The sequence below is a fragment of the Candidatus Krumholzibacteriota bacterium genome (assembly GCA_016932415.1).
Classification (GTDB): Bacteria; Krumholzibacteriota; Krumholzibacteriia; order Krumholzibacteriales; family Krumholzibacteriaceae; genus Krumholzibacterium.
The window spans coordinates 54,900-77,251 of sequence record JAFGCX010000008.1 but is presented as its reverse complement, the minus strand read 5'-3'; the positions used below and the strand labels follow the sequence as shown (position 1 = coordinate 77,251).

The window sequence follows — 22,352 nt, the reverse complement described above, 5'->3', positions numbered from 1 at the left end:
TCCCTATTTCGGTGTTTCAAGCCTGATCCAGTCGGGCTGGGGTATGGGGCCGCTGTCAAGATCATATTCGAATACGCTCAGTTCGTCGTCGCTGAGGTCGCGGTTCTTCGAGAATCCGAGTATCTTGTAAAGAAGCCCTATCTGCCGGTTCCTGTCTGTCTTTATGTACTTGGCCCTGAATCTCCTCGCGCCGGCATTTTTCGCGCTTTCGCTGAGATACGAGAGAAAAGAGCTCCCCAACCCCCGGCCAGCCACGCGGCACGAAAGCAGGAGGATCTCGAGATTCCACTCTTCGGCCCCCTGAGAGATAAGAGCGACTCCGCACCTGCCGTAATCTCCGTATTTGTCTGTGAGGGATACGATATGAAACCGATATCCCGGATCGTTGAAGAACTCCCCGATCTGCGCGTCGGAATACCTGATGCCTGTTGAATTGAACTGGTTCGTCCTCGTCACCAGTTCACATATCCTTGTCAGGTCTTCTTTTTCGGCGAACCTTGGAGTCGCCACCATGCCGAGTGACTTAAGGAATTTCTCCTTCTTTTCCTCGTTGCCAGCCTGCTCCTGCATACGGACCGATTCATCGACGTACATCTTTCCCCTCAACCTCGCCTCGGGCGTATCATACTTGAGCTGCATCTCGGGAAGCCCCGTCAGGCTGAGGTAATCGGCCGCGTCATAAGTCCTGACCCCCGACGCCATCGCCTCTACCGATTCCCGTTCGAACGGATTGTCGTCGACGAAAGCGACAGAATCGAGTCCTATATTAAGGATACCGGCGATCTTTCGTATATTATCCTCTTTCGGTTCCCAGTTCACCTGGGGGTAGACAAAAAACTCCCCTATCCCGAACTTTTCGACAAAATCAAGGGCCTTCTCCTCGTTCTTGCTGGCGATCGACTGAACGATACCCCTGCTCCCGATCTCCTGCAGGACCTCTTTGATTCCCGGCCTTAGTTTCACATCGGGATCTTCGAGACATATCCCTTCCCAGATCGTATTGTCAAGATCCCATATCACGCATTTGATGTTACCCAACTGGCAGACCTCCTGATATCACCGGTCAGATCGTTTTTCCCTCAGCGGTCTCAGGCCTCTCTGAAAATCTTCGTTGCTCTTTCCTCTTCCAAGGGTCTTCGTGACCCTGGCGATAGGTATCGCTTCGGGATTACCCCCGACAAAGGTATACGGCTCGACGTCGCGGTTGACGACTGAACCGGCAGAGACCACAGCGCCCTCTCCGATATGGACATTCGGAAGAATAATGCTTCCCGGGCCGATGAACGAATCGGGACCGATCTCGACGACTCCTTTTGCCCGAAAATGCGCTATTATTATGACTGATATCCCTATCACCGCGCCGTCATGGATCGTGACGCACTCGGGGTATTCATCATCGATATATACGTTCGCCCCGATGAAGATCTTTCCCTTTATCTTCACTCCCCGCCCTTTGTGCAGCCAGACCCTGAGCGATTCGGCCCCCGGCGACATCCTGGCGATCACATGAAGGGTCCTTTGCCATATCTGGCAGGGGATTCGGAGGAATCTCAATCCGGACGGCAGCTCCCTCAATTCTCTCCACCTGATTAAACCGCTGGAATATCTTTAGTTATAATTCCATTCCAGCGAAAAACGTATCAATATTCATACCATTGGTCAAATAAATTCAGATCTTTTCCGCAAGGGTTCTCGCGAATTCGAACCGCGAGAGCAGATTATAGACAAGATATCCTCCCGACATGAAAAGGACAGGCTCCAGGGGAGTAAAATATCTCAGTCTTCCTGAAAAGAAGATCATAAACACCATCGTCATCACGGCGCATACCGCCAGCCCGAGAGACGCGAGGTCGGGGCGCCTCTTTACAAGGATGAAGAATCCGCCGGCCGACAGGAGTAACAGCAGCCCTTTAAGCAACTTAAGGACGGGCAGGAATCGGCCGATCCCCGATCCCGCCGCGACCGGCCCTGTATCGAACCACCAGAATATCAGTATTTTGTGCATCCAGAGCCGCGCTGTCCTGCCCGGGTTCTCTTTCATGAAATCGACGGCAAGCTTCCTCATATATCTGTCTCCGTCTACCTCGTTGGCGAATGAATGAAGCTTTTCGGTGATCTCCCCGGTAAAGAGATTGTCTGAATTGGCCATGAGCCCGTTGACCCCTCCGGTAGCCTGGGGGCCGTTCCCCCACCATAGATTCGTCCCCGATTGATCGCGGACGGGGATCCACCTCTTGTGCACCTGGTAATTTCTGACAGTCCACGGAGCAAGGATAATCAGGGCGGTAAGGGCTGATATCGATATCACCGCCGCCGACCTCCCGAACCGTCGCCTGCCTGAAGTGATAAAGAGCCAGATCGCGAGAACCGGAGCGAGCGCCATCACAAACGAATACGAAAGGGCGCAGAACCCTATGGCGGCGCCCCAGACAAGAGCGTTGACCGTGGAGAGTCTCTCTTTGAGCCTCCACGCGGCGGTGATCACTGAAAAGAGGATCAACGTATAGAGGATCGTCGGTAATCCGGAGACGGAATAGTATATCTGGCCCGGATAGAACGCGACCAGTATCAGCGTTGCGATGCCGGCAAGTGGGCCGAACAGGGCCTCAGATGCCCTGAAGAGAAAATAGATAAGGACCATCGACAGGATGATATTTACCATGATTATCGCGAAGACAGCCCCTTTTCCCGTCCCGGCAAGGGAAAAGATCGCCGCGAGCAGATACGGATAGACCGGCGAATGGATAGATGTGGGACGAAGTTCGCCGTACCAGTCGTATGAGAACCCTCTTCCTTCGGAGATGTTTTTCGCTATTCCCCCATATTCGTCGTAATACCCCATCCCCCTCGACTCTGCCTGCCTGAGCCCTGATGGTACGAGAAGAAGCCTCGCGGCAAGAGCAAGTATCATGATGACAGCAACGATACTTCCGCGTCTCATCGTCATCCCTTCGAGCCGGCGTATCGCCGGCAGGATTCTATTACCCTCTCAACTTCATTCTGATCAAGGTGGGGAGCTACTGGAAGCGACACGATACCGGAAGCGAGCGACTCGGCGTTCGGCAGGTCGCCAGGAACGGTTCCAAGCCCGCTATAGGCGGGCTGGAAAGGGACAGGGACCGGATAATGCACTCCCGTATCGATGCCGTCCTCATCGAGGATCTTCCTGAATCTCTCCCTGTCATCGACCCTGATGACATAAAGATGGTATGACGGTCTTGTGCCGGGAGTCTCGATCGGCCTTCGAAAGACCTCCCTGTCAAGCTGAGAATCATATATGGCGGCTATCTCCCTCCGGCGCGATATCCATCTGTCGATATATTCCATCTCTACAGAAAGAAATGCCGCCTGTATCTCATCGATCCTGCTGTTTCTGCCTATCGACGTATGATGATCGCGTCTTTCCTGGCCATAGAAACGAAGCTCCCGTGCTTTTTTCAGGTACTGCGTGTCCGCCGAGACTACGGCGCCGGCGTCTCCAAGGGCGCAGAGGTTCTTGGAAGGGTAAAAACTGAAGGCTCCGATATCTCCGATCGTCCCGACTTTTCTTTCGCCGAGAAGGGCTCCATGCGCCTGGGCGCAGTCCTCGATTATGATCATATCGTCCGGGAGAGCTTTTCTCAGAGCTTCTATATCGACTACATGACCGTACAGATGGACGGGGATCACCGCTCTGACGGAATCATCGACCAGCCCGGCTGTCTTCTCAATGTCGATCAGCCATGTATCCCTGTCGATGTCGGCAAATAACGGTTCCGCTCCTGTCATGGAGATCCCGCACGCCGTGGGAAAAGCGGTGTTGGGGACTGTTATTACCCTGTCCCCTTTCCCTATTCCGGCGCTGCCGAGAGCAAGCGCGATGGCGTCCGTACCGTTGGCGCACGAAACGGAATCATCGACTCCGAGCCATCCGGCGAATCTTTTCTCGAATGATTCAGTCTCTTTTCCGAGAAGATACCAGCCGCTTCTTATGACTTTCGCCGCTGTCTGCTCGAGCCTTTCGATAAACGGCTCGAACTGCCTCGCGGGATCGAGGAGTTTCACCCTGCTTCGCTCTCCGGTCATCGATCCTCCTCCCGCGAGTCTTCGGTTTCTTTTTCTATTATCTCATCAACGATGAAAGCAGGCCGGTCACGGACACCGTCGAGGGTCCGCCATATATACTCGCCGATCACGCCGAGCGATATGAACTGTATTCCGAAAAGGACCAGTACCGCTACCATCAGTGCCGTCCAGCCTGGAACGGCTATACCGAAAGTAAATTTGCTTATTATCAGAAAGATCGCGTAGGCGATTCCGAGGATGCCAAGCACAGATCCAATTGCCGACATCGTCCGTATCGGAGCGAAGCTGAACGCCAGGATCGAATCGATGAAATACTTAACCTTTTTCCAGAACGTCCACATCGATTTGCCGCCGCCTCTTTCTCCTCTGGTGTATGATATCTCCGACTGCCTGAACCCCACCCATACGATCAACCCCATCAGGCTGGTGTTTCTCTCATTTATATCCACCAGCACCTCTCTGACCTTCCTGTCGATCAGGACAAAGTCGAAACCGCCCCTGGGAAATTCAGGAAGCGCGAGTCTTCGAAGAAGCGTATAGGAGACGGCGGAGAATATACGGGAAAAAAGAGGGTCCTTGCGGTCTTCGCGGACCGCCATCACCGTCTGCTCTCCCTCTTCCCAGCGCTGGTACATATCGACCAGTATTTCGGGAGGATCCTGGAGATCGGCCGATATTATCGCCGTGCAGTCTCCTTCCACATGGTTCAACCCGGCAAGGATCGCGTTGAACGATCCGAAATTGCGAGAAAGGAATATCAGGCGGACCTTTTCCGGATCCTTCGCGTGAAGCCCTCTCAGGACCTTGCGAGAACCGTCCTTCGATCCGTCGTCGACAAAGACGAACTCGAGTTTCGCTTTTGCCGCAAGCTTCTGCTCTACCCCGAGAAACCTCGCGTAGAGAGCTTCGAGAGTCGCTTCGTTATAATAGACCGGGACAAGGATCGAAAGGTTCTTCATCTCTCTCCTCCACTCCCGCTCCCGGTCAGGGTCACCTCTCCGCCTGCTATGGTATAAGAATTTCCGCAGGAGCAGCTGAAGCTTCCTTCTTTTCCCTCTTTTGCGGGAATGAGCCGGTTCCCGCAATGGCATGCCCAACCATGCTGCCGCGCGGGATTACCATAGACAAGGGCATGATCGGGAACATCCCTCGTCACGACCGAACCGATCCCGACCAGAGCGTACCGGCCGACTGTGATCCCTCCGAGGAGGACAGAGTTCGCCCCTATCGAAGCATTTTTCTTTATATAGATCCTCTCGAACTTCTCGGGGTATCTCTTGCTTCTTGGATTGATATCATTCGTGTAGACGACGCTTGGACCAAGGAACACATCATCCTCGGCGGTGATCCCCTCCACGAGATAGTTGAAACACTTTACAGTTACGCGATCACCAAGCACCACGTCGCCCTCGATCAGGCAATGATCATTGATATTGCAATCGGATCCGATCACCGCCCCCGGCAGTATATGCACGAACGCGTAGACCCTTGTCCCAGGGCCGATATCATCGTTTTCGACGATAGCCTGAGGATGGATAAAGGCATCGGGGTCGATCATTTTTCATCTCCCGTGATTATCATTCCCAGTAATGGCCGCGGTGGGCCCGGTAGAAATCTATCGTACTTCGCAGCCCCGTTTCAAGGTCCGTTTCAGGCTGCCAGCCGAGAGTATTCCTGATCTTGGTTATGTCTGAATAAAAATGCCCCGGTTCCTGGGCGGCGCGTTCGGGGCTGAAGGGGGCAAATTCCCATTTTCCCGTACCCGCGATCGATATTATCATTTTAGCCAGTTCGAGAAAATCCGACGGAATATCCCTTCCCACGTTAAAGACTTCGCCGACAGCCTTCTCATCGAGAGAGGAAAGGAGTATGGCGTCGACGGCGTCGTCTATAAAAAGAAAATCTCTTTTGAGGTCTCCTTTTCCAAAGACCTTTATCGTCCCGCCATCCAGGGCGACTCGCACGAACCAGTTTACCACTCCGTACCTGCTGTGGCGCATCTGGGCTCTTGGACCGTAAATATTGGTAAGTCTCAGGACTGTCGACGCGATATTGTGATTATCGTTATAAATAAGCATCATCTTCTCGGCGGTCAGGTTTGTCAATTCGTACAGCCCCTTGGGATTCATCTGCGCCTCTTCATTTACGGGCAGATGAACGGCGGGGCCGTACTGTCCTCTCGTTCCGGTATATACTACGCGGGCTTCGGGAGCATTTTCCCTTATCGCCTCCATCAGAACGGCCGACCCCCTGATATTTATATCTATGTCGGGATACGGATCGGTCAGCGACAGAATATGATCGACCTGTCCGGCGAGATGAAAGATATAATCCTTTCCCTTGACCAGATGGTTCATTGAATGTTTGTCGCGGATGTCGGAAAAATTAACGATCACTTCATTCTCGATCCCATTGATATTAAAGAGGTTGCCTCCATATCCGGGAAGCATCGCGTCGACGATCGTCACTTCGGCTCCGAGCCCCGCGAGACGCGCGGCGAGGTTCGAGCCTACGAATCCGAGTCCTCCCGTTATCAGCGTCTTCTTTCCGTTGAACCTATCCATAAGTCCTCACCATTTAACTCCTTGCCAATTTTTAAAGTATATCAGACGATCGTCTCCATGTCCAGCCCGCCGGAAACGCCTCCCGCCGCCGATCCTGACCGCCTTGAGGATATATGATCGTCAATGTCCAGTCTTATCCTCCGGTTTTCCACGCCCCAGCATCCCCCGGAGCTTTATCCTCCAGGCGATATACAGCCTGTATCCATAACCGAAGACCAGAACATTAATGAATACTCTTATCTTTGTGGCGCGCGAAAGAGGTTCAGCCTGAAGTTCCTTCCTGTAGATCTCTTCGACACGGGCCGCTCCGGTCCTGTAGTCATAATTATCGATGACATACTTTTTGGAATATTCTGACAGTTCGTCGTAACGGGCCTGGTCGATCATCAACTCCTCGATCGTGTCTGCCAGGACCCGAGGGTCTACTGGTTCACTTACGTTCCTGCCGGCAAAATTATAATACTGAAGCATCTCTGTCGTCGCCGGATCCGCTATGCCGGCGATCCCGTTCTCACCGACTACTATAGTTGGTTTTCCACAGGCCATTCCTTCCCATGTACATCTGCCTATTCCAAAAACAATATCGGCCCAGGAAAGGAACTGCGGGGTGTCTGTTATCGGCCCGAGCAGAATGACTGCCTTCTTTCCCGTCCTGGTATTGGCTTCATCGGCGATCCGCTGCAATTCCTCGAAGCAGACACCGCCTCCCGCGATAACGAGAGTCACATCTCTCCCTTTTTCGATCAGCAATTCCACAGCTGCGACAGCATGCCGGAGGGAACCGAACTTTTTCCTGTCTATCCTGCTCATAAAAGCGATCTTCCAGCCAGCGCCGGGAAGCTGTTTATCATTTTGAAAACCGGAAGAGTCTATCCCCGGGTGAAACTGGCTGAGGTCGACCCTGTTCGGAATCACGACCAATTCCTTCGGGTCCCCCTTTACCTTTTTTGCGGTATCATCGAGGAATTCCCTGGCGACAAAAATAAGCCTTCCGGGGTATACGGGAAATACCGGTCCGTCGACAAAGAAGACGGAAGTAAAGACAAGGGGGATATTTTTTTTCAAAGCGACAAACTGGGCCAGAAAATACTGGTTATAGTGAAAAGTATGGATCAGATCGATGGAATATTCATCGATTACTCTCTCCATCATCCTTAAAGCTTTTATATTGAGATGATACAGGTGGGGAAGAATCGGATCGTAGGGAACTGAAACAACTGGTATATCAAGCTTTCGTAACCTGTCCTCATAGATCCCGCCCGCCTTCGTGAAGAAAACGACCTCGTGCCCGAGTTCCTTCAACCCCTTGGCTATGGAAAGAGTCGTATTGGGAGCTCCTCCCAGGTCAAGCCACGGGTAGCAGATAAGAATCCTCATTAATAACTTCCTTCTGTTGATTTTTCAAACAGGTATCTTCAATTTTTTGCAGCCGTATATCAAACCTTCACTGCTACCGATATGCGAGGCTCTCCGATACTAGAACAGTATTAACATCGGAGTCAACATAGACCTTCACGGGTGACCCGTTCAACGGAGTAGGATTGGAGCCCACCCCTCACCAGGTTCAAAAAAATCCGGCTTTACGCGCGATTTAATTATAGTATGATCTTGTGGCAAGTTATATGCTAGTCGAAGCTGATCACTGAACCGACATATTTACTTAAGATTATCGGCAGGAAATCCTGGATGAACAGAATTCGAAGAATGGTTGAAAAAAGATTCTCGTTCCGCCGAATATCATCCGGTTCCATAATCACCGGTTTGATTATCATATTACATTTTATTCTACTTCGGGTCGCCCCATCATTGCCATACCACAAGATCCTTTTTGTCTTTTTCTTTATCACAATGGTGATCATCCCCGGATATATAATATTCAGAGCTTTGTTCCCACCGGCATCGTTTTTTTTCAGGATCGTCTTTTCCTTCCTGACGGGGACTGCTGCCGTATACGCGTCGTTGATCATCTTCGCGATTTTCAGATGGGATATAAAGTGGATCGGGCTTTTGATACCGATGACCGCTCTGCTTGTCCTTGTTATACAACAACTGTCCAGATCCCACGAAGACACATTTTATAATGAAAAACTGCCCTTTCAGGCGTACACTCCGACCTTTATCACAATTCTGATAGTATTAATGATAGTAGTGGTATCAGCCCTTCTTCTCCATTACAACGATCCCCTCATCTATACGAGTGATTCTCAGGACGCTATCTCCTATATAAGGACGATCTCCCGGTCGCACGAGGTCTTCCCCTCGGAGTTTCTTTACAGCAATGGCGGGGAATTGACACGAGACATCAGAAAGGGTCTTTATCACGGGATGTGGGGAACAATAAATCTTCTCACAGGCAGGACCTCCGTGCTGCCTGTCTGGCCGCTGATTTCGATCGTTGGCGCGATATTTATCCTTCTTTCCCTTTATTGTTCGGGGGTTCTCCTCTTTCGGTCTCATGCCGCCGGTATTCTTTCCGCTCTCTTTTTTCTCCTTTTTTATCATGGGGGACTGACCGGCCTCCAGATGATCACAATCGCGTACAGCTTTCCGTTCGGCAAGATATTTACAGTCCTCTTTATTTCGAACCTTCTTCTCTATCTGAAGACGGGAGATAGATTCCACCTCGGATTGCTTGCCATCGCTTCATTCTGCGGTGCCGGAACTCATATCGGGCATCTGCTGATATCGGGTTTTCTTATCCTTGTGTTCGCCATTTCCATATCGTTCATGAAATCACTCAAGGACAGGAACCAGCTGTGGTTTATTAATATTCCGTCAGCCACGGCCTCGGTGATCTGCATAAATACTCCCTACCTCATCCTCAGATATATTCGCGATTATTCCCCGGCAAATATCCTTCACACGCACACGCAGGGCCTTCTTCTCCTTACCGACAGACTGGCAGTTCTTAATCCGATAGTTTTTTACCAGTCGGCCGGACCGCTGTTTATCATCTCCCTGGCGGCGATATTCATTCTCTGGAAAAGATCAGCAGGAGACCTGGCACTCAGACTTCTGCTATGCGGAACAATAGCGATAATTGTACTGACATTCAATCCTCTCTGGGTCCAGTTCCTGATGACGAAGATATCATACCTGCTTATTCGAATGGAATTCGCCGTCCCGTCTGCTATAGTCGCGGCTATCTTCACCCTGTCATTGTGGAGAACTGCCAGGGGAGAGAAAAACAATATCTCCTGGACAGGCCTGATCACCGGTTGGATCATCCTGATCGCCGTCGTCGGATCGATACTTTCCTCTTATCCATCCCGGTTCGCCTATAACAGGCATATCAGCGGAACAGCCCGTGATCTCGTTGATATGTTCGACGTTGTCAACAATCAGATCCCGCCGGGAAACGTCATCGCTTCAGATCCCGTGACAAGCTATTCGATCCCCGCTTTTACGGACCAGTTCGTTATCTGTACGCTCGATCAGCATTCGATCCCCAATGACTCGACAGCAATGGATAGGATACTTGCCAGCAGGGAAATATTCCAGTTTGCCGCCAGTCCAGGAGATATCGCCGGTCTTATGGAAAAATATCGATCTGAATATATTGTTATAAACGGCAGGATCCCTGACAACATCCAGCCCATTTTCTGGAAACCAGACATCAAGAGTTTCACTCGTGTCGATTCTCTCTTGTCCGGCGCATCCGGTTTCGAAAGACTTTATTCAAACAGATCGCTTTCCATTTACAGACTCGACAGTGATTATGAAAAAATGGGGCGGTCAACGACTGAAGATCGGGAATGGCCGGAAATATCGGCAGAGCAGTCGCTCCTTTTAAAACATTCGGGTGAAGAAGGGATTTATATAATTGACATCACCATCGGCAAAGAGACAGCCCAACCCGGTGACACGATAGAAATGTCAATAGAATGGAGCCCTGCCTCCAGCTGTGAACCGGCAGGTTACTACACGTATGTCAGATTCAACACTCCATTCGATAAGGGGCGCCTGTATAGAAAGTCGTACGGGAAAATATATAGAAAGATTCTCGAGATCAGTAATCATACGAAATACAGGTTCGGGGTCGGGCTCACGCCTTTCAATGGGCTATTTCCGCCTGACAAGTGGCCGATACACAGGATTATCACTGAAAAAATAAAGGTCCGCGTACCGGAAAATATCAAATCTGGCGAGTACTCTGTCGCTGTAAAGCTGCTTCGCAGGACACAGTATCCTAATTACACCCTCTCCGACCTTTTCACCGATGATGATATTTTTCAGGGTGTCGAAATGGGAAGGATCGTAATAGAATAGTCACTCGGATTTATGGAGGTAACGATATCAGTTTCATTCGCAAAACAAGTGAGATCTTTGCGACCAATATTTTTTCGACCGTTCTAGCTGTCATCTCGGGAATAATCGTGGCTAGAGCGCTCGGTCCGGAAATACGGGGTTATTACGGCCTGACTGTAATGGCAGCTTCGATGATAGCTTCACTCGGACATTTTGGCCTGGGAACAGCGATTACATATTTTACCGGAAAGAAGACATACGCGAATTCTGATATCCTTGCTTTTTTCACCCTCGTGGCGTTTTTTATAGGATCCTTTTTCGCGATCCTTATGTATTTAATATATCCGCATCTCCCTAATATCTGGACTGAGATTTCAAAACCTGTGATGATAACCGGGTTGATCGCCGCTCCCTTTATTCTCTTCCATAACTATTTCCTGCGCTTCCTTTTTGCCCTTATGAGGGTAAAAGAAAGTAATATAGCTAAACTCTTTCTGAACCTGAGCTATCTCATCCTGATCATAATCCTGGTTTTGATACGGGGTGGATCCCTGAAAGAAACAATCCTGGCGTTCACCCTCTCTACAATAGTGGCGAGTGTTCTGAGTTTTGTCTTTTTTACCGGTGATATGAGAAAAGGATGGAGAATAAATAGTACAATGTTCGGCCCGATGTTCAATATGGGAGCCAGGGCGTACATGCTTTCCGTCTTTAGTTTCATAAATTTCCGCCTTGACCTCTTTCTGATTAAATATTTTCTCACCGCCAGCGATGTAAGTTATTACTCGATCGCCGTCAATGTCTCCGAGAGGCTTTGGTACGTTCCTAATGCTATCGGAGCTGTGCTTTTCCCCACACTTTTATCGATGAACAAAGGCTCTTCCGAATTTACCGCAAAGGTATGCAGGAATAACTTCTTTATCATGATCGTGCTTGGAGTCGCGATATTGATATCAGCCAAATTTCTTATCGTCTTTATGTATGGAAAAGAGTATGAATCTGTTTCATTGGCCCTTTACTCGATCCTGTGGGGTATCGTCATATTTCCTGTCTATAGATTCCTCTCCATCGATTTTGCCTCTAAAAACAGGCTCGGTCTCAGTGTCGGAGCTTCCTTTATAGGGATCGCCGTCAATCTTGCGGCCAATATATATATGATTCCCCGTTTCGGGATCGTCGGCGCGGGGATATCGACAAGCCTTTCATATAGCGTTCTTTCGATAATCCTGATGGCGATATTCAAAAAGGAGAATGGTCTGCCCCTGCGAGACCTCTTCATCCCAAAACGCCAGGAATTCATCGGATATCGCAATGGCGCAGTAAAAGCATGGAAAATATATATATTGAGGCGGCAAAATTGACCATAGTCTTCGATCATCCCGGGCGACTGGTCAAAGGTATCTGCTCAAACTCAAGGTGTGAGCCGGGACGGTTGTGTACGATACTGGTCTGCCACCACACAGTTCACTGGACAATCTTGAGCCCACGGAGTATGCTCTTGAAACTGTCAGGTTTACTAATAAGATGGCCCTGAGTTGGTTTTAATTATGAAAGATTTTGCAAAGAAGATTCTTCCGGATTATTTCATCCAAATTTTAAAAAATGTGTTTATTTTCTTTCACAGAAAGAAAATACGTCAGAAATTGAAAAGATCGTATAAGTATGATCTGCTGCGGTATTCGAAATACTCGAGAACATTTGGTAATGATAATCCTGCCAAAATGATGGGAACAATAATAGTACAATATCATGTGATCGAAAAAGGATTGACAATACCTGAAACAAGATTGGGGTTTGGAAAGATAAGTGTTATCGCGTTATGTAAATCATGCATGGAGTATATAACTACATATGGCCAAAACCATGAACAATTAGATCATGCAATTGGTGTTATTTTGGAATATGAGGAACACCATGAAAGCAGAAGTTTCATATTGGACGATGAAGTTACTGCGGTGATAAGCCAATTGAAAGAATTAATAAGAGAAGGAATTGAAAGTACGGCTCAAATTCAAACAACAAAAAATGCGTTTTTTAAAAAGGTCAATAGTCCGTTTCTTGAATTTTCAAATTCAAGATCAAGTATAAGAAATTATACCAAAGAAGATTTATCATTGGTAAAAATTTTAGATGCTTTAGAGCTGGCTCGCAACACTCCTTCTGCGTGTAACCGGCAGGCTTGGAGAACCTATGTCTTTTCTGATAAAAAAAAGATCGCAAAAATACTTGAAGCTCAGGGGGGTAACAGAGGATTTGGTCATTTAGCAAATAAGTTGATTGTCATAACCGGAGAGTTGGGAGTATTTTGTAATACCAATGAAAGAAACCAGGTTTTTATTGATGGCGGGATGTATGCCATGAATCTATTATATGCTTTGCACTATAACGAAATCGCCGCGTGTATTTTGAATTGCAGTTTTGATTTTGAGAAAGAGCACGAAATAAAAGAATTCTCCGGAATAAAAGAATCTGAGGTTCTGGTAGCGATGGTGGCTTGCGGTGTGGCTCCAGTCAAATTTAAAATTGCCCTTTCCCCTAGAAATAGTTTGGAAGAAACAAATATAATTGTAGATTAATCACTCCAGATACATTCAACTCAAAACCAGATGCTTGCCAGGAAAAGTATAAACGATAGAAATACTTTGCGGCAAATCTCTATATGATTCCCCGTTTCGGGATCAATGGAGAAGATATATATAGAAGAGCTAGAACTGGCCGCTGCACGATAATTCAGGGCGGCTGCATAGAGGTATCTGTTCGAGTTCAAGATGAATTCCTGAACTTTTGTATACAGTCTCCCGGATCTTGTGTATAAGACCCATGATATCCTTTGACTTCGCGCCGCCATTGTTAAGAATAAAATTGGCATGGCGCTGGCTTACGATAGCACCTCCTACGCTCATACCCTTGCATCCGGCCAGCTCGATGAGCCTTCCCGGGTAATCGCCAGGCGGGCGTTTGAAGACACTCCCTGCATTGGGAAAATCCATGGGAAATTTGATCCTTCGCTCATCCTGTATTCTTTCTGTCTCTCTAACAAGCTGTTCTTTATTTCCCTGGCAGAGCCTGAATTGCGCTTTCATTATCAGCCAGCCGGAATGCTGAAAAATACTCCTGCGGTATCCGAACGCCATCTCCCTGTTCGTAAGGATGATCCTTCGTCCCGACGGAACAAGCACTTCTGTTCTGGTAATAATATCGGAGATATTACCGTCGTCGCCCCCCGCGTTCATCATTATCGCGCCGCCAACCGTTCCCGGTATTCCCGCGACCGACTCGAACCCGGAGTAACCATTTTCCGCGGAGAACATCGCCAGATCGATCAGGCTGATCCCCGCTTCGACTTCCAGGATACCTTCGCTGGAAAAAACAGGCGCGGCATCGCTCCCGTTGAGTATTAACGTTATCCCCTCTATCCCCTCATCGGGAGCTATGACATTCGACCCGGCTCCGAGAATAGTCAGTGGTATCCTCTCGCGCCAGGCGTTCTGGCATATCCAACGCGCTTCATCGATATTACGCGGCTGGACAAGATATTCGGCACTTCCACCTACCCTGTAGGTAGTATATTCGGCGAGACTGCCACACTCGAAAACTGCGGCCCTTGTCTCTTTTTTGATCTTGTCGGCGAGTGCCCGTAATATCTTTTCCATATAACCTACAAAGAGTATACCAAAGGATCAGGACCTTGCTGAACCATATATCGGTCCCATTCTGATACCCATCGATGATAATTGCAAGTGAAGAAAAGGAAAATGTTTATATCGAATACTGGCCGTGGAACAGGGACAGAAAATCAAAACATGTTACAAATCGCTATTCAACCTGTACACGAATCCGGAAACCTGTGAATTTGTCCTCATGCGGAAATTGCGCATCCATTCATAAGATTTTCTGTACCCGAGATTATATGCAAGATCATATTTGTACCTGATTGGATGACTGTTCCAGTCTTTAATTGCTCTTTGCGAATAATTTCCGACGATTACATACTTTGGATCTGCTGATCCGCCATTGTAATTATTCATATTAATCAACGTGCAGTTTATGAAAGGAAAGGGAGGTGTATCGACGGGAGCAGGAATAGAGAATACTCCGATAGTAGTATCCGAATTGAATTCATCAGATCGTATCCAGTTCTCTGTCTGTTCGATCCAGTGATCATCAAAGACGAAATCCCTGACATGAAACCCCAGAAAAACCAGGCTGGGGAGAAATATCACGATATAAACAATACGCCTCGCAAATACTGGAATTCTATTGCTCAGCAGTTCCACGCTCAAACCGGAAAAGAGACAGATCACCGGGCAGAGAAACATCGATATCCGTGTCCTGCACAATGTCGAGCCAATACAAAAAAGAAATAGAATGAAGATCCATGCCAGCCGTCTGGCAAATCCCTGCGATTTAAAAGCGTACCAGAACATTGCTGCGAGTCCAGCAATCGACAGTGGAAATGAAAGCCCCTGTACAAACAACTGAGTCATGAACCCCGTCATTTTCTTGATTGAAAAAACTGCGTACCCGGGTCCTTCTCTACTGCCGTGATATACTATCGTGAACCACAATTTATCATAATTTATCAACGCGTATGGATTGAAAATGGTAAATACCAGCAGGATAGTTATCCAGGAAAATAAAGTCTCCACAAGCACCTTTTTCAGCCTGTTTCTTTCAAACAGGATTACAGGATAGATAATAGATATGATTCCGACAGGAAATGAACTGCTGAAAGCGATACCCGCCGAGATCGCACTGAAAACCAGAATCTTTTTCCTCCTCCGGATTGTATATAAATATAGTAGATATACCGCCAGAAGAGCCCAGAATGCGGAATATACGTGGGGCTTGCTTATGGCAGTATATCCCATGGGAAGAGTCGAGAATAAATAGGCAAGCATCGCTGTTGTTCCCGCCAGACGCCCGGCCAGCTTGGTTCCGAATACTGCCAGAATCGCCAGTGTTCCCAAAAAAGCAAATAAGTTCATCAACCTTCCAGGCAGATAGAGAAGTGCGATATCTCCCGGGTTTTTTAGATAATAGGAGAAATCCGTCGTACTTGTGAACAGCCCCAGAGTCCTGAAAGCGAAGACCGCTGCACCGATCGGATAAAGAAACGCGCCACCATAGATATATGATTTCGGATCAAAATCAAGTTTCGAAGGGTTCATTCTTCCAAGGCTCTGGGGAACGCTCATTTCGTCGATCGCGCCGCTTCCAAGAATATATCCCCTCAGCGCAAAAGCCTTGTTTTTTTCTGATAAAATATGATTTGAAATAAGAACATTCTTTTTAAAATCTGTTTTAAGTATTCCTTCCTCTGTCAATGCTCTGATGGCAATCGAATCGGCAATAACTCTTTTAATGCTGAATTCCCCTCTAAGAGAATTCATCAGATCAATCTGGTCCCTGCTAAATCCTTCTGTTGGAGTAAGTAACTCCATCCGCTTCCGATCGGGGAGCCCCCACCTGATTCCAGAGAGGATTACCAGACCGGCAGCAACGAGGACGATCCATTGCTCTTTCCGCAATTTCACGACGGTTCCTCAAAGTTATTACTTTTAACATTATCCCTTTAGGCGGAGTGATTATAGCATTAACCGCTTTAAAACTCCACAGAAAACTTTAAATTCAAAAAACGACTCTCTCTTTCGTCCGATCAAACTGCTGCTCCTGACCTCTCCGCTACAGGAAAAAAATATACAGGCACCCTCTTAACCACCGATTGACTTGAGACTTGAATGCAACTATACTCCCTGCAGATCTTGGAATAAAAGACTGGGTAGCAAGGGAGATTTATGAAAAAGTTCAGGATCATCCTGGGGTTCATTATAAGCGCCGTACTGGTCTGGTGGTCGGTAAGAGGCGTCGACTGGAACGATTTTCTCAACGCACTGAAGAGGATATCGCTGGTCAGAATATCGCTTATCGTAGTGATAACGATGGCTGTCGTGTTCATAAGGACTTACAGGTGGAAACTGCTGCTCAGGGATATTCTCCCGGCAAGCTTCAAACACTGCTTTAACTATTCAAATATCGGGTTCCTTGCCAACAGCGTCCTCCCCGCCAGAGCCGGCGAAGTGATCAGGCCGGTCCTTTTCGCGCAAAAGACAGGGACAAGCAAGATAACCATACTGACAACCGTAATCCTGGAGAGGTTCTTCGATATCCTCGCCATGCTGATATTTCTCCTTTACGCGTTCCTCGTAGTCGAAGCTCCAGCCTGGGTCAAAAGAGGAGGCATCATTCTGATCTCCCTCTCCCTTCTGTTTCTGCTCTTCTTCTTTTTCATATCGAGGAAAAAGACTATTAAGATCCCTTTTCTCGACCGTGCCACCTTTATTCCGGCCAGGATAAGAGAATCGATCGCTGGGAAAGTCTCGAATTTCCACAAGGGGCTCACAGTTTTTAACAGCTGGAGATATTTCTTCTCCATCATGTTTCTTTCTGTCTCTGTCTGGGCCATCTATATATTGACATGCTACGTGATCATCTCTTCGTACGACTTTCCAATCAATCTGATCGATGCTTCGATCGTATGCATGGTCTTTATAAGCCTTTCGATAATGATCCCCTCCTCACCGGGGTATTTCGGGCCATACCAGATGGCCTGCATCCTTGCCCTGGGGCTCTACGGCGTCGCCAAGTCAGATGCCCTGGCGATATCTCTACTTATACAGATCCCGGTATTTCTCATAAATATCATTGTCGGAACGATCTCCCTGACGTGGGAAGGAGCAAGCATCACTTCTCTCGATATAAGTTCAAAAAACAAGGATAAGGCTTTATCCTGAGCCTCTCTGCCGAAGTCTTTCCCCGGCTTATTCATCGTCATCACCATTTGGTATGAAAGATGCATTGCTAAACGGTCAAAATTGTTGATATATATAGCAGATACCTGATCACCCCGGCCGGATAGGGGAAAATAGCTCTTCAGGTTGTTTCCGGATCTGTTCCATCTCTGAAGAAGCGTCTCAGAATCAGGGTATCGACGAATATTGCGAATAATATCGCACTATGATATACTTTTAAGTCTGTTATTCTCTTTATCGGCCTTATGTGAAGGATGGAAATGAAAGCTGTAGTACTTGCCGGAGGCCTCGGTACGAGGATCAAGCCTTTTACGCAGATAATACCCAAACCGCTACTGCCTATAGGAGAAAAAGCAGTCCTTGAGATACAGATCGAACAGCTTGCCAAATACGGGTTTAACGAGATATACCTGGCGACGAACTACAAATCGGACTATATCGAGAACTTTTTCGGAAGCGGAAAGCAGTACGGGATAACTCTGAAAGTCAGCAAAGAGGAAAAACGCCTGGGAACGGCAGGCCCCCTCTCTCTTCTTCGCGATGAGCTCGATGAACCTTTCGTCGTTATGAACGGGGATATCCTCACCCAACTTGATTTCTCAAGATTCTACGAATTCGCGATCACAAGAGAGACTATCCTTACCGTCGGGATCAAGGAGATCATCACACCTTTTCAGTTCGGTAACATCTTCTACGATGGCGACTTCGTTACAGGCATAGAGGAAAAACCCGATATCAGGACCCAGGTGCTTGCCGGGATATATATAATGAGACCGGAGATACTCGATCTGATTCCGCATAACGAGCCGATGGGTATGGATACCCTGATCATAAAGATGCTCTCGAGCAATATGCCTGTCGCCAAATACGAGATCCATGAGTACTGGCTTGATATTGGAATGATCGATGATTACGAAAAAGCCCAGGACATATATTCAGAGCATTTCAAGGAGTAGCTTTACGTGAATCGACTTGTCTCGAGATCCCCATTTAAAGATGAATTTGTCTACGACGTCGATGAGGCCGAAGAAAGGTCGAAGATCGACGATTTTTTATCAGGGGAAAGACAGAGCGTCATCGTCCAGGGGCTTGGGTTCGTAGGATCGGCGATGATGGCTGCCCTTGCTTCGGCCAGGGACTCTGATGGTGATATCCTTTACGACGTTATAGGAGTAGATCTCGTCGACGAGAATAATTACTGGAAGATCGCCCGCGCCAATCTGGGGAAGCCGCCGATAGTCTCATCCGACAAGAATATCGACGCCGCTTTCAGCCTCGGCCGGGAAAATAATAATATCATGGCCACCTTCTCGGAATACGCCTATTCAAAAGCCGACATAGTGATAATCGACATAAACCTCGACATAAAGAAAAAAAACCTCGGCGATCCGTACAATTATGAGTTTACGTACGAAGGATATAAAAAAGCGGTATCTGTCATCGCGGAGAATATCAGGGAAGAGACTCTCGTCATCGTCGAATCGACCGTCCCGCCGGGAACGACCGGGAAAGTCCTTTTGCCGATCTTCGACGGTATATTCAAAAAAAGAGGCCTCGACATCTCAAAGCTATACCTCGCCCATTCGTACGAGAGAGTCATGCCTGGACTTAATTACCTGAAATCGATCACCGATTTCTACAGGGTTTTCTCCGGTATCAATCCGGAATCAGCCAGGCGGGCGCGGATTTTTCTTGAATCGTTCATCAACACTGAGGACTTCCCGCTGAGCGAAATGCATTCCACAAACGCTTCGGAGATGTCGAAGGTGCTGGAAAACTCGTACAGGGCGATGAATATAGCTTTCCTGCAGGAATGGACCGAATACGCCGAATCCGCCGGAGTCAACCTCTTCGAAGTAATAGAAGCGATCAGGATACGGCCGACTCACAGGAACCTTATGTATCCAGGGTTCGGCGTCGGAGGGTATTGCCTGACAAAAGACTCGCTCCTCGCGGACTGGTCATATAAAGAGCTTTTCGACGGCCCAGGTCATCTCGATATGTCGCTCGGAGCTGTAGCCGTCAACGATCTCATGCCGCAGCACGCTTTCAGGCTTCTCAGCAGGGAAGCTGGCGGTCTGGAAGGACGCAGGATCACCCTGCTTGGGATATCATATCTGAATGACGTCGCTGACACGAGATATACTCCCTCCCACTACTTCTACGACCTGTGTATTGAGGCGGGCGCTACGATCACCCTGCACGATCCGATAGTTACTTACTGGGAGGAAAAGGATATCGAGATCGATACCGATATCGAAAAACTCCGCTCGATCGAGCATGATATCGCGATCTTTACAGTAAAACATTCTCAATATATTGACCTGCAGTGCGGCGAGATCCTTTCCCTGCTTCCTGGAGTGAAGATAATAATCGACGCAAATAATATCATAGATGACGAGACAGCCGCTGCCCTGGCGGAATCTGGAATAAAGATGATCGGAATAGGAAAAGGTCACTGGAAGGATGGCGGTAGATAAGATGAACAGGATAATGATTACAGGAGGAGCAGGTTTTATCGGGTATTTTCTCGCGGAAAGACTTTCGCGTGATCCAGAGAATGAAATAACCGTCATTGACAATCTCCTGAGAGGCCAGTTCGATTCGGATTTTGAAGGACTCCTTGAAAGGAAAAACACCGATTTCGTCCAGGGGGACCTGACCGATCCCGGGTTTCTCGGCAGTCTCGGTGGAGAGTTCGATTATATCTATCACCTCGCGGCGGTGATCGGCGTGAAAAACGTAATGAAAAACCCTGACAGGGTGCTGGAAGTTAATGCCGTCTCGACCCTGAATCTCTTCAACTATGCCAGGCAGCTGACCAGCCTGAAGAAACTCCTCTTCTCGTCGACGAGCGAAATATACTCGGGAACACTGAGACATTTCGGGATCGATATTCCGACAGCGGAAGACGTGATCCTCACTATCGACGATATCGGTTCAGAGCGCACGACCTACGCTCTCAGCAAGATGTATGGTGAGGCTATCGCTTCGGCATGGAGCGGGAAATACGGCGTAGCCTCTACGATAGTAAGGTATCACAACGTATACGGCCCCAGGATGGGATTCGCGCACGTCATACCCGAGATGTTCATCAAGGTCCGGGATAATGATGCTGTCGATGTCCCGTCGCCCGACCACACCAGGGCTTTCTGCTATATCGACGATGCCATCGAATATACCATAAGAGCCTGCGAGTCTCCGGATTCAGCGGGGGAAACATACCATATCGGCAACTCGGACGAGGAGATCAGGATAGACGACCTGGTAAGGACCGTTGGCGAAGTAATGGAGAGGAAGATCGAGATAAGACCTCTGCCGGCAACGACCGGATCACCTGCGCGCAGATGCCCCGATATTTCGAAAGTATCGCGTTTGACGGGATATACGCCCCTTGTCCCGCTGCGTGAAGGGATCGCCAGAACATATGAGTGGTACAGAGACAGGCTTGACAGTAGATTTGAATGATTTGACCGAGGTGAGCTATGAGCGATTTTATCCCTTTATCCGTTCCCTCCATTCAGGGTAACGAGTGGAAATATGTCAAGGAATGCCTCGACACTGAATGGGTCTCCTCCGTCGGCAGCTATGTGGACCTCTTTGAGAAGAATATCAGGGAGTACACCGGGGCAAAATTCTCGACCGCTTGCGTAAACGGCACTTCCGCCCTGCAGGTCGCGCTCAGGATACTCGATGTCGTGCCGGGCGACGAGGTGATCGTCCCTACGATAACTTTTATCGCCCCGGTAAACGTCATCGTCTATCTCGGCGCCGAACCTGTATTCATGGACTGTGACGATTATTATAATATCGATGTTGAAAAAACGATCGGTTTCCTGAAAAACGAGACGGAGTTCAAAAAAGGACACACGTGGAATAAGAAGACCGGCAGAAGGATCAAGGCGATCATTCCTGTCCATATTTTCGGCAACGCGGTAGACCTCACCGCGCTTGTGGATATATGCGACAGGATGAATATCGAACTCCTTGAAGATGCCAGCGAAAGCCTCGGCAGCAGATATATCGAAGGTCCCTTCGACGGGAGGCATACCGGCACGATCGGCGCCATGGGCGTCTATTCTTTCAACGGGAACAAGATCATCACGACAGGGGCGGGCGGAATGCTCGTGACCAATGACAGCAAATACGCCGACAGGGCGAGATACCTGACTACACAGGCGAAGGACGACGCTGTCCGGTATGTACATAATGAAGTCGGGTACAATTTCAGGATGTCAAACATACAGGCCGCGATGGGAGTGGCGCAGCTTGAGAATCTCGACAGATATATCGAAATAAAAAGGGCCGGGTATGAAAAATACAGGGAACTGATCTCCGGAATTGAAGGGCTCACTCTCGCCCCTACTCCGTCTTACGCGAGTTCAAATTACTGGTTCTACTCCCTTCAGATCGACGCCGGCATATATGGCAGGGACCGTGAATCCCTCATGGCATACCTGTCGACAAACCGTGTCCAGACGAGGCCTGTATGGTTTCCGAACCATCTGCAGAAACCTTTCATCTCATGTCAGAATTACAGGATCGAAAAAGCGCCGGAGCTGCTAGATAAAACATTGAATATTCCATGTTCGACAAACCTTTCCCATGATGATATAAGGAGAATAGTGGACCTGCTCGGATCATGACGGGCCACTACAGGTAC

General features: G+C 48.4%; 18 protein-coding genes. 8 read left to right on the top strand and 10 right to left on the bottom strand.

What is annotated here, in order from left to right; genetic code table 11:
* Positions 1-3: 3 nt before the first annotated feature.
* From JW814_02300 to JW814_02265, 8 genes are all read right to left on the bottom strand, one after another.
* The gene (locus tag JW814_02300) at positions 4-1,038 is read right to left on the bottom strand and encodes an HAD-IIIC family phosphatase (protein MBN2070261.1); all 1,035 of its coding nucleotides are present in this window, start codon (positions 1,036-1,038) and stop codon (positions 4-6) included.
* An 18-nt stretch (positions 1,039-1,056) separates the two neighbouring features.
* A complete protein-coding gene (locus JW814_02295; GenBank protein ID MBN2070260.1) occupies positions 1,057-1,575 on the bottom strand; it encodes an acyltransferase in 519 nt (172 codons plus the stop codon).
* 94 nt (positions 1,576-1,669) lie between these two features.
* Positions 1,670-2,941, bottom strand: coding sequence for a glycosyltransferase family 39 protein (locus JW814_02290; GenBank protein ID MBN2070259.1), 1,272 nt, complete (start codon positions 2,939-2,941; stop codon positions 1,670-1,672).
* Between the two features lie 2 nt (positions 2,942-2,943).
* Positions 2,944-4,065 carry a DegT/DnrJ/EryC1/StrS family aminotransferase gene (locus tag JW814_02285; protein ID MBN2070258.1) on the bottom strand — a complete coding sequence of 374 codons (1,122 nt, stop codon included), beginning with the start codon at positions 4,063-4,065 and terminating at the stop codon, positions 2,944-2,946.
* On the bottom strand, positions 4,062-5,024 hold the full coding sequence (locus JW814_02280; protein MBN2070257.1) for a glycosyltransferase family 2 protein: 963 nt from the start codon (positions 5,022-5,024) through the stop codon (positions 4,062-4,064). The genes JW814_02285 and JW814_02280 overlap by 4 nt, the downstream gene beginning before the upstream one ends.
* The gene (locus JW814_02275; protein MBN2070256.1) at positions 5,021-5,623 is read right to left on the bottom strand and encodes an N-acetyltransferase; all 603 of its coding nucleotides are present in this window, start codon (positions 5,621-5,623) and stop codon (positions 5,021-5,023) included. Before JW814_02275 ends, JW814_02280 begins: the two co-directional genes overlap by 4 nt.
* Positions 5,624-5,642: 19 nt before the next feature.
* Complete coding sequence (locus JW814_02270) at positions 5,643-6,629, bottom strand: NAD-dependent epimerase/dehydratase family protein (protein ID MBN2070255.1); 987 nt, start codon at positions 6,627-6,629, stop codon at positions 5,643-5,645.
* A gap of 120 nt (positions 6,630-6,749) precedes the next feature.
* The gene (locus tag JW814_02265; GenBank protein ID MBN2070254.1) at positions 6,750-8,006 is read right to left on the bottom strand and encodes a glycosyltransferase family 4 protein; all 1,257 of its coding nucleotides are present in this window, start codon (positions 8,004-8,006) and stop codon (positions 6,750-6,752) included.
* Between the two features lie 309 nt (positions 8,007-8,315).
* Between JW814_02265 and JW814_02260 the strand changes: the two genes are divergently transcribed.
* From JW814_02260 to JW814_02250, 3 genes are all read left to right on the top strand, one after another.
* Entirely contained in the window at positions 8,316-10,898 is a 2,583-nt protein-coding gene (locus tag JW814_02260) for a hypothetical protein (GenBank protein ID MBN2070253.1), read from the top strand.
* 107 nt (positions 10,899-11,005) lie between these two features.
* Positions 11,006-12,238 (top strand): oligosaccharide flippase family protein, encoded by a 1,233-nt coding sequence (locus JW814_02255; protein MBN2070252.1) that lies wholly within the window; start codon positions 11,006-11,008, stop codon positions 12,236-12,238.
* A gap of 186 nt (positions 12,239-12,424) precedes the next feature.
* Complete coding sequence (locus tag JW814_02250; GenBank protein MBN2070251.1) at positions 12,425-13,453, top strand: nitroreductase family protein; 1,029 nt, start codon at positions 12,425-12,427, stop codon at positions 13,451-13,453.
* Positions 13,454-13,582: 129 nt separating this feature from the next.
* On the opposite strand, the gene murB is transcribed toward JW814_02250, so the two are convergent.
* Positions 13,583-14,530: a UDP-N-acetylmuramate dehydrogenase gene (gene murB, locus JW814_02245; GenBank protein ID MBN2070250.1), complete on the bottom strand. Its 948-nt coding sequence runs from the start codon at positions 14,528-14,530 to the stop codon at positions 13,583-13,585.
* Positions 14,531-14,683: 153 nt separating this feature from the next.
* Positions 14,684-16,414: a hypothetical protein gene (locus tag JW814_02240; GenBank protein ID MBN2070249.1), complete on the bottom strand. Its 1,731-nt coding sequence runs from the start codon at positions 16,412-16,414 to the stop codon at positions 14,684-14,686.
* A 261-nt stretch (positions 16,415-16,675) separates the two neighbouring features.
* Between JW814_02240 and JW814_02235 the strand changes: the two genes are divergently transcribed.
* The 5 genes from JW814_02235 to JW814_02215 all read left to right on the top strand — a co-directional run bounded on the left by JW814_02235 (position 16,676) and on the right by JW814_02215 (position 22,335).
* Positions 16,676-17,671, top strand: coding sequence for a flippase-like domain-containing protein (locus JW814_02235; protein ID MBN2070248.1), 996 nt, complete (start codon positions 16,676-16,678; stop codon positions 17,669-17,671).
* A 278-nt stretch (positions 17,672-17,949) separates the two neighbouring features.
* A complete protein-coding gene (locus JW814_02230) occupies positions 17,950-18,645 on the top strand; it encodes an NTP transferase domain-containing protein (protein MBN2070247.1) in 696 nt (231 codons plus the stop codon).
* Between the two features lie 6 nt (positions 18,646-18,651).
* Positions 18,652-20,169, top strand: a complete 1,518-nt coding sequence (locus JW814_02225) for a nucleotide sugar dehydrogenase (protein MBN2070246.1) — start codon at positions 18,652-18,654, stop codon at positions 20,167-20,169.
* Position 20,170: 1 nt separating this feature from the next.
* A complete protein-coding gene (locus JW814_02220; protein MBN2070245.1) occupies positions 20,171-21,157 on the top strand; it encodes an NAD-dependent epimerase/dehydratase family protein in 987 nt (328 codons plus the stop codon).
* Between the two features lie 17 nt (positions 21,158-21,174).
* Positions 21,175-22,335, top strand: a complete 1,161-nt coding sequence (locus JW814_02215) for a LegC family aminotransferase (protein MBN2070244.1) — start codon at positions 21,175-21,177, stop codon at positions 22,333-22,335.
* Positions 22,336-22,352 lie beyond the last annotated feature (17 nt).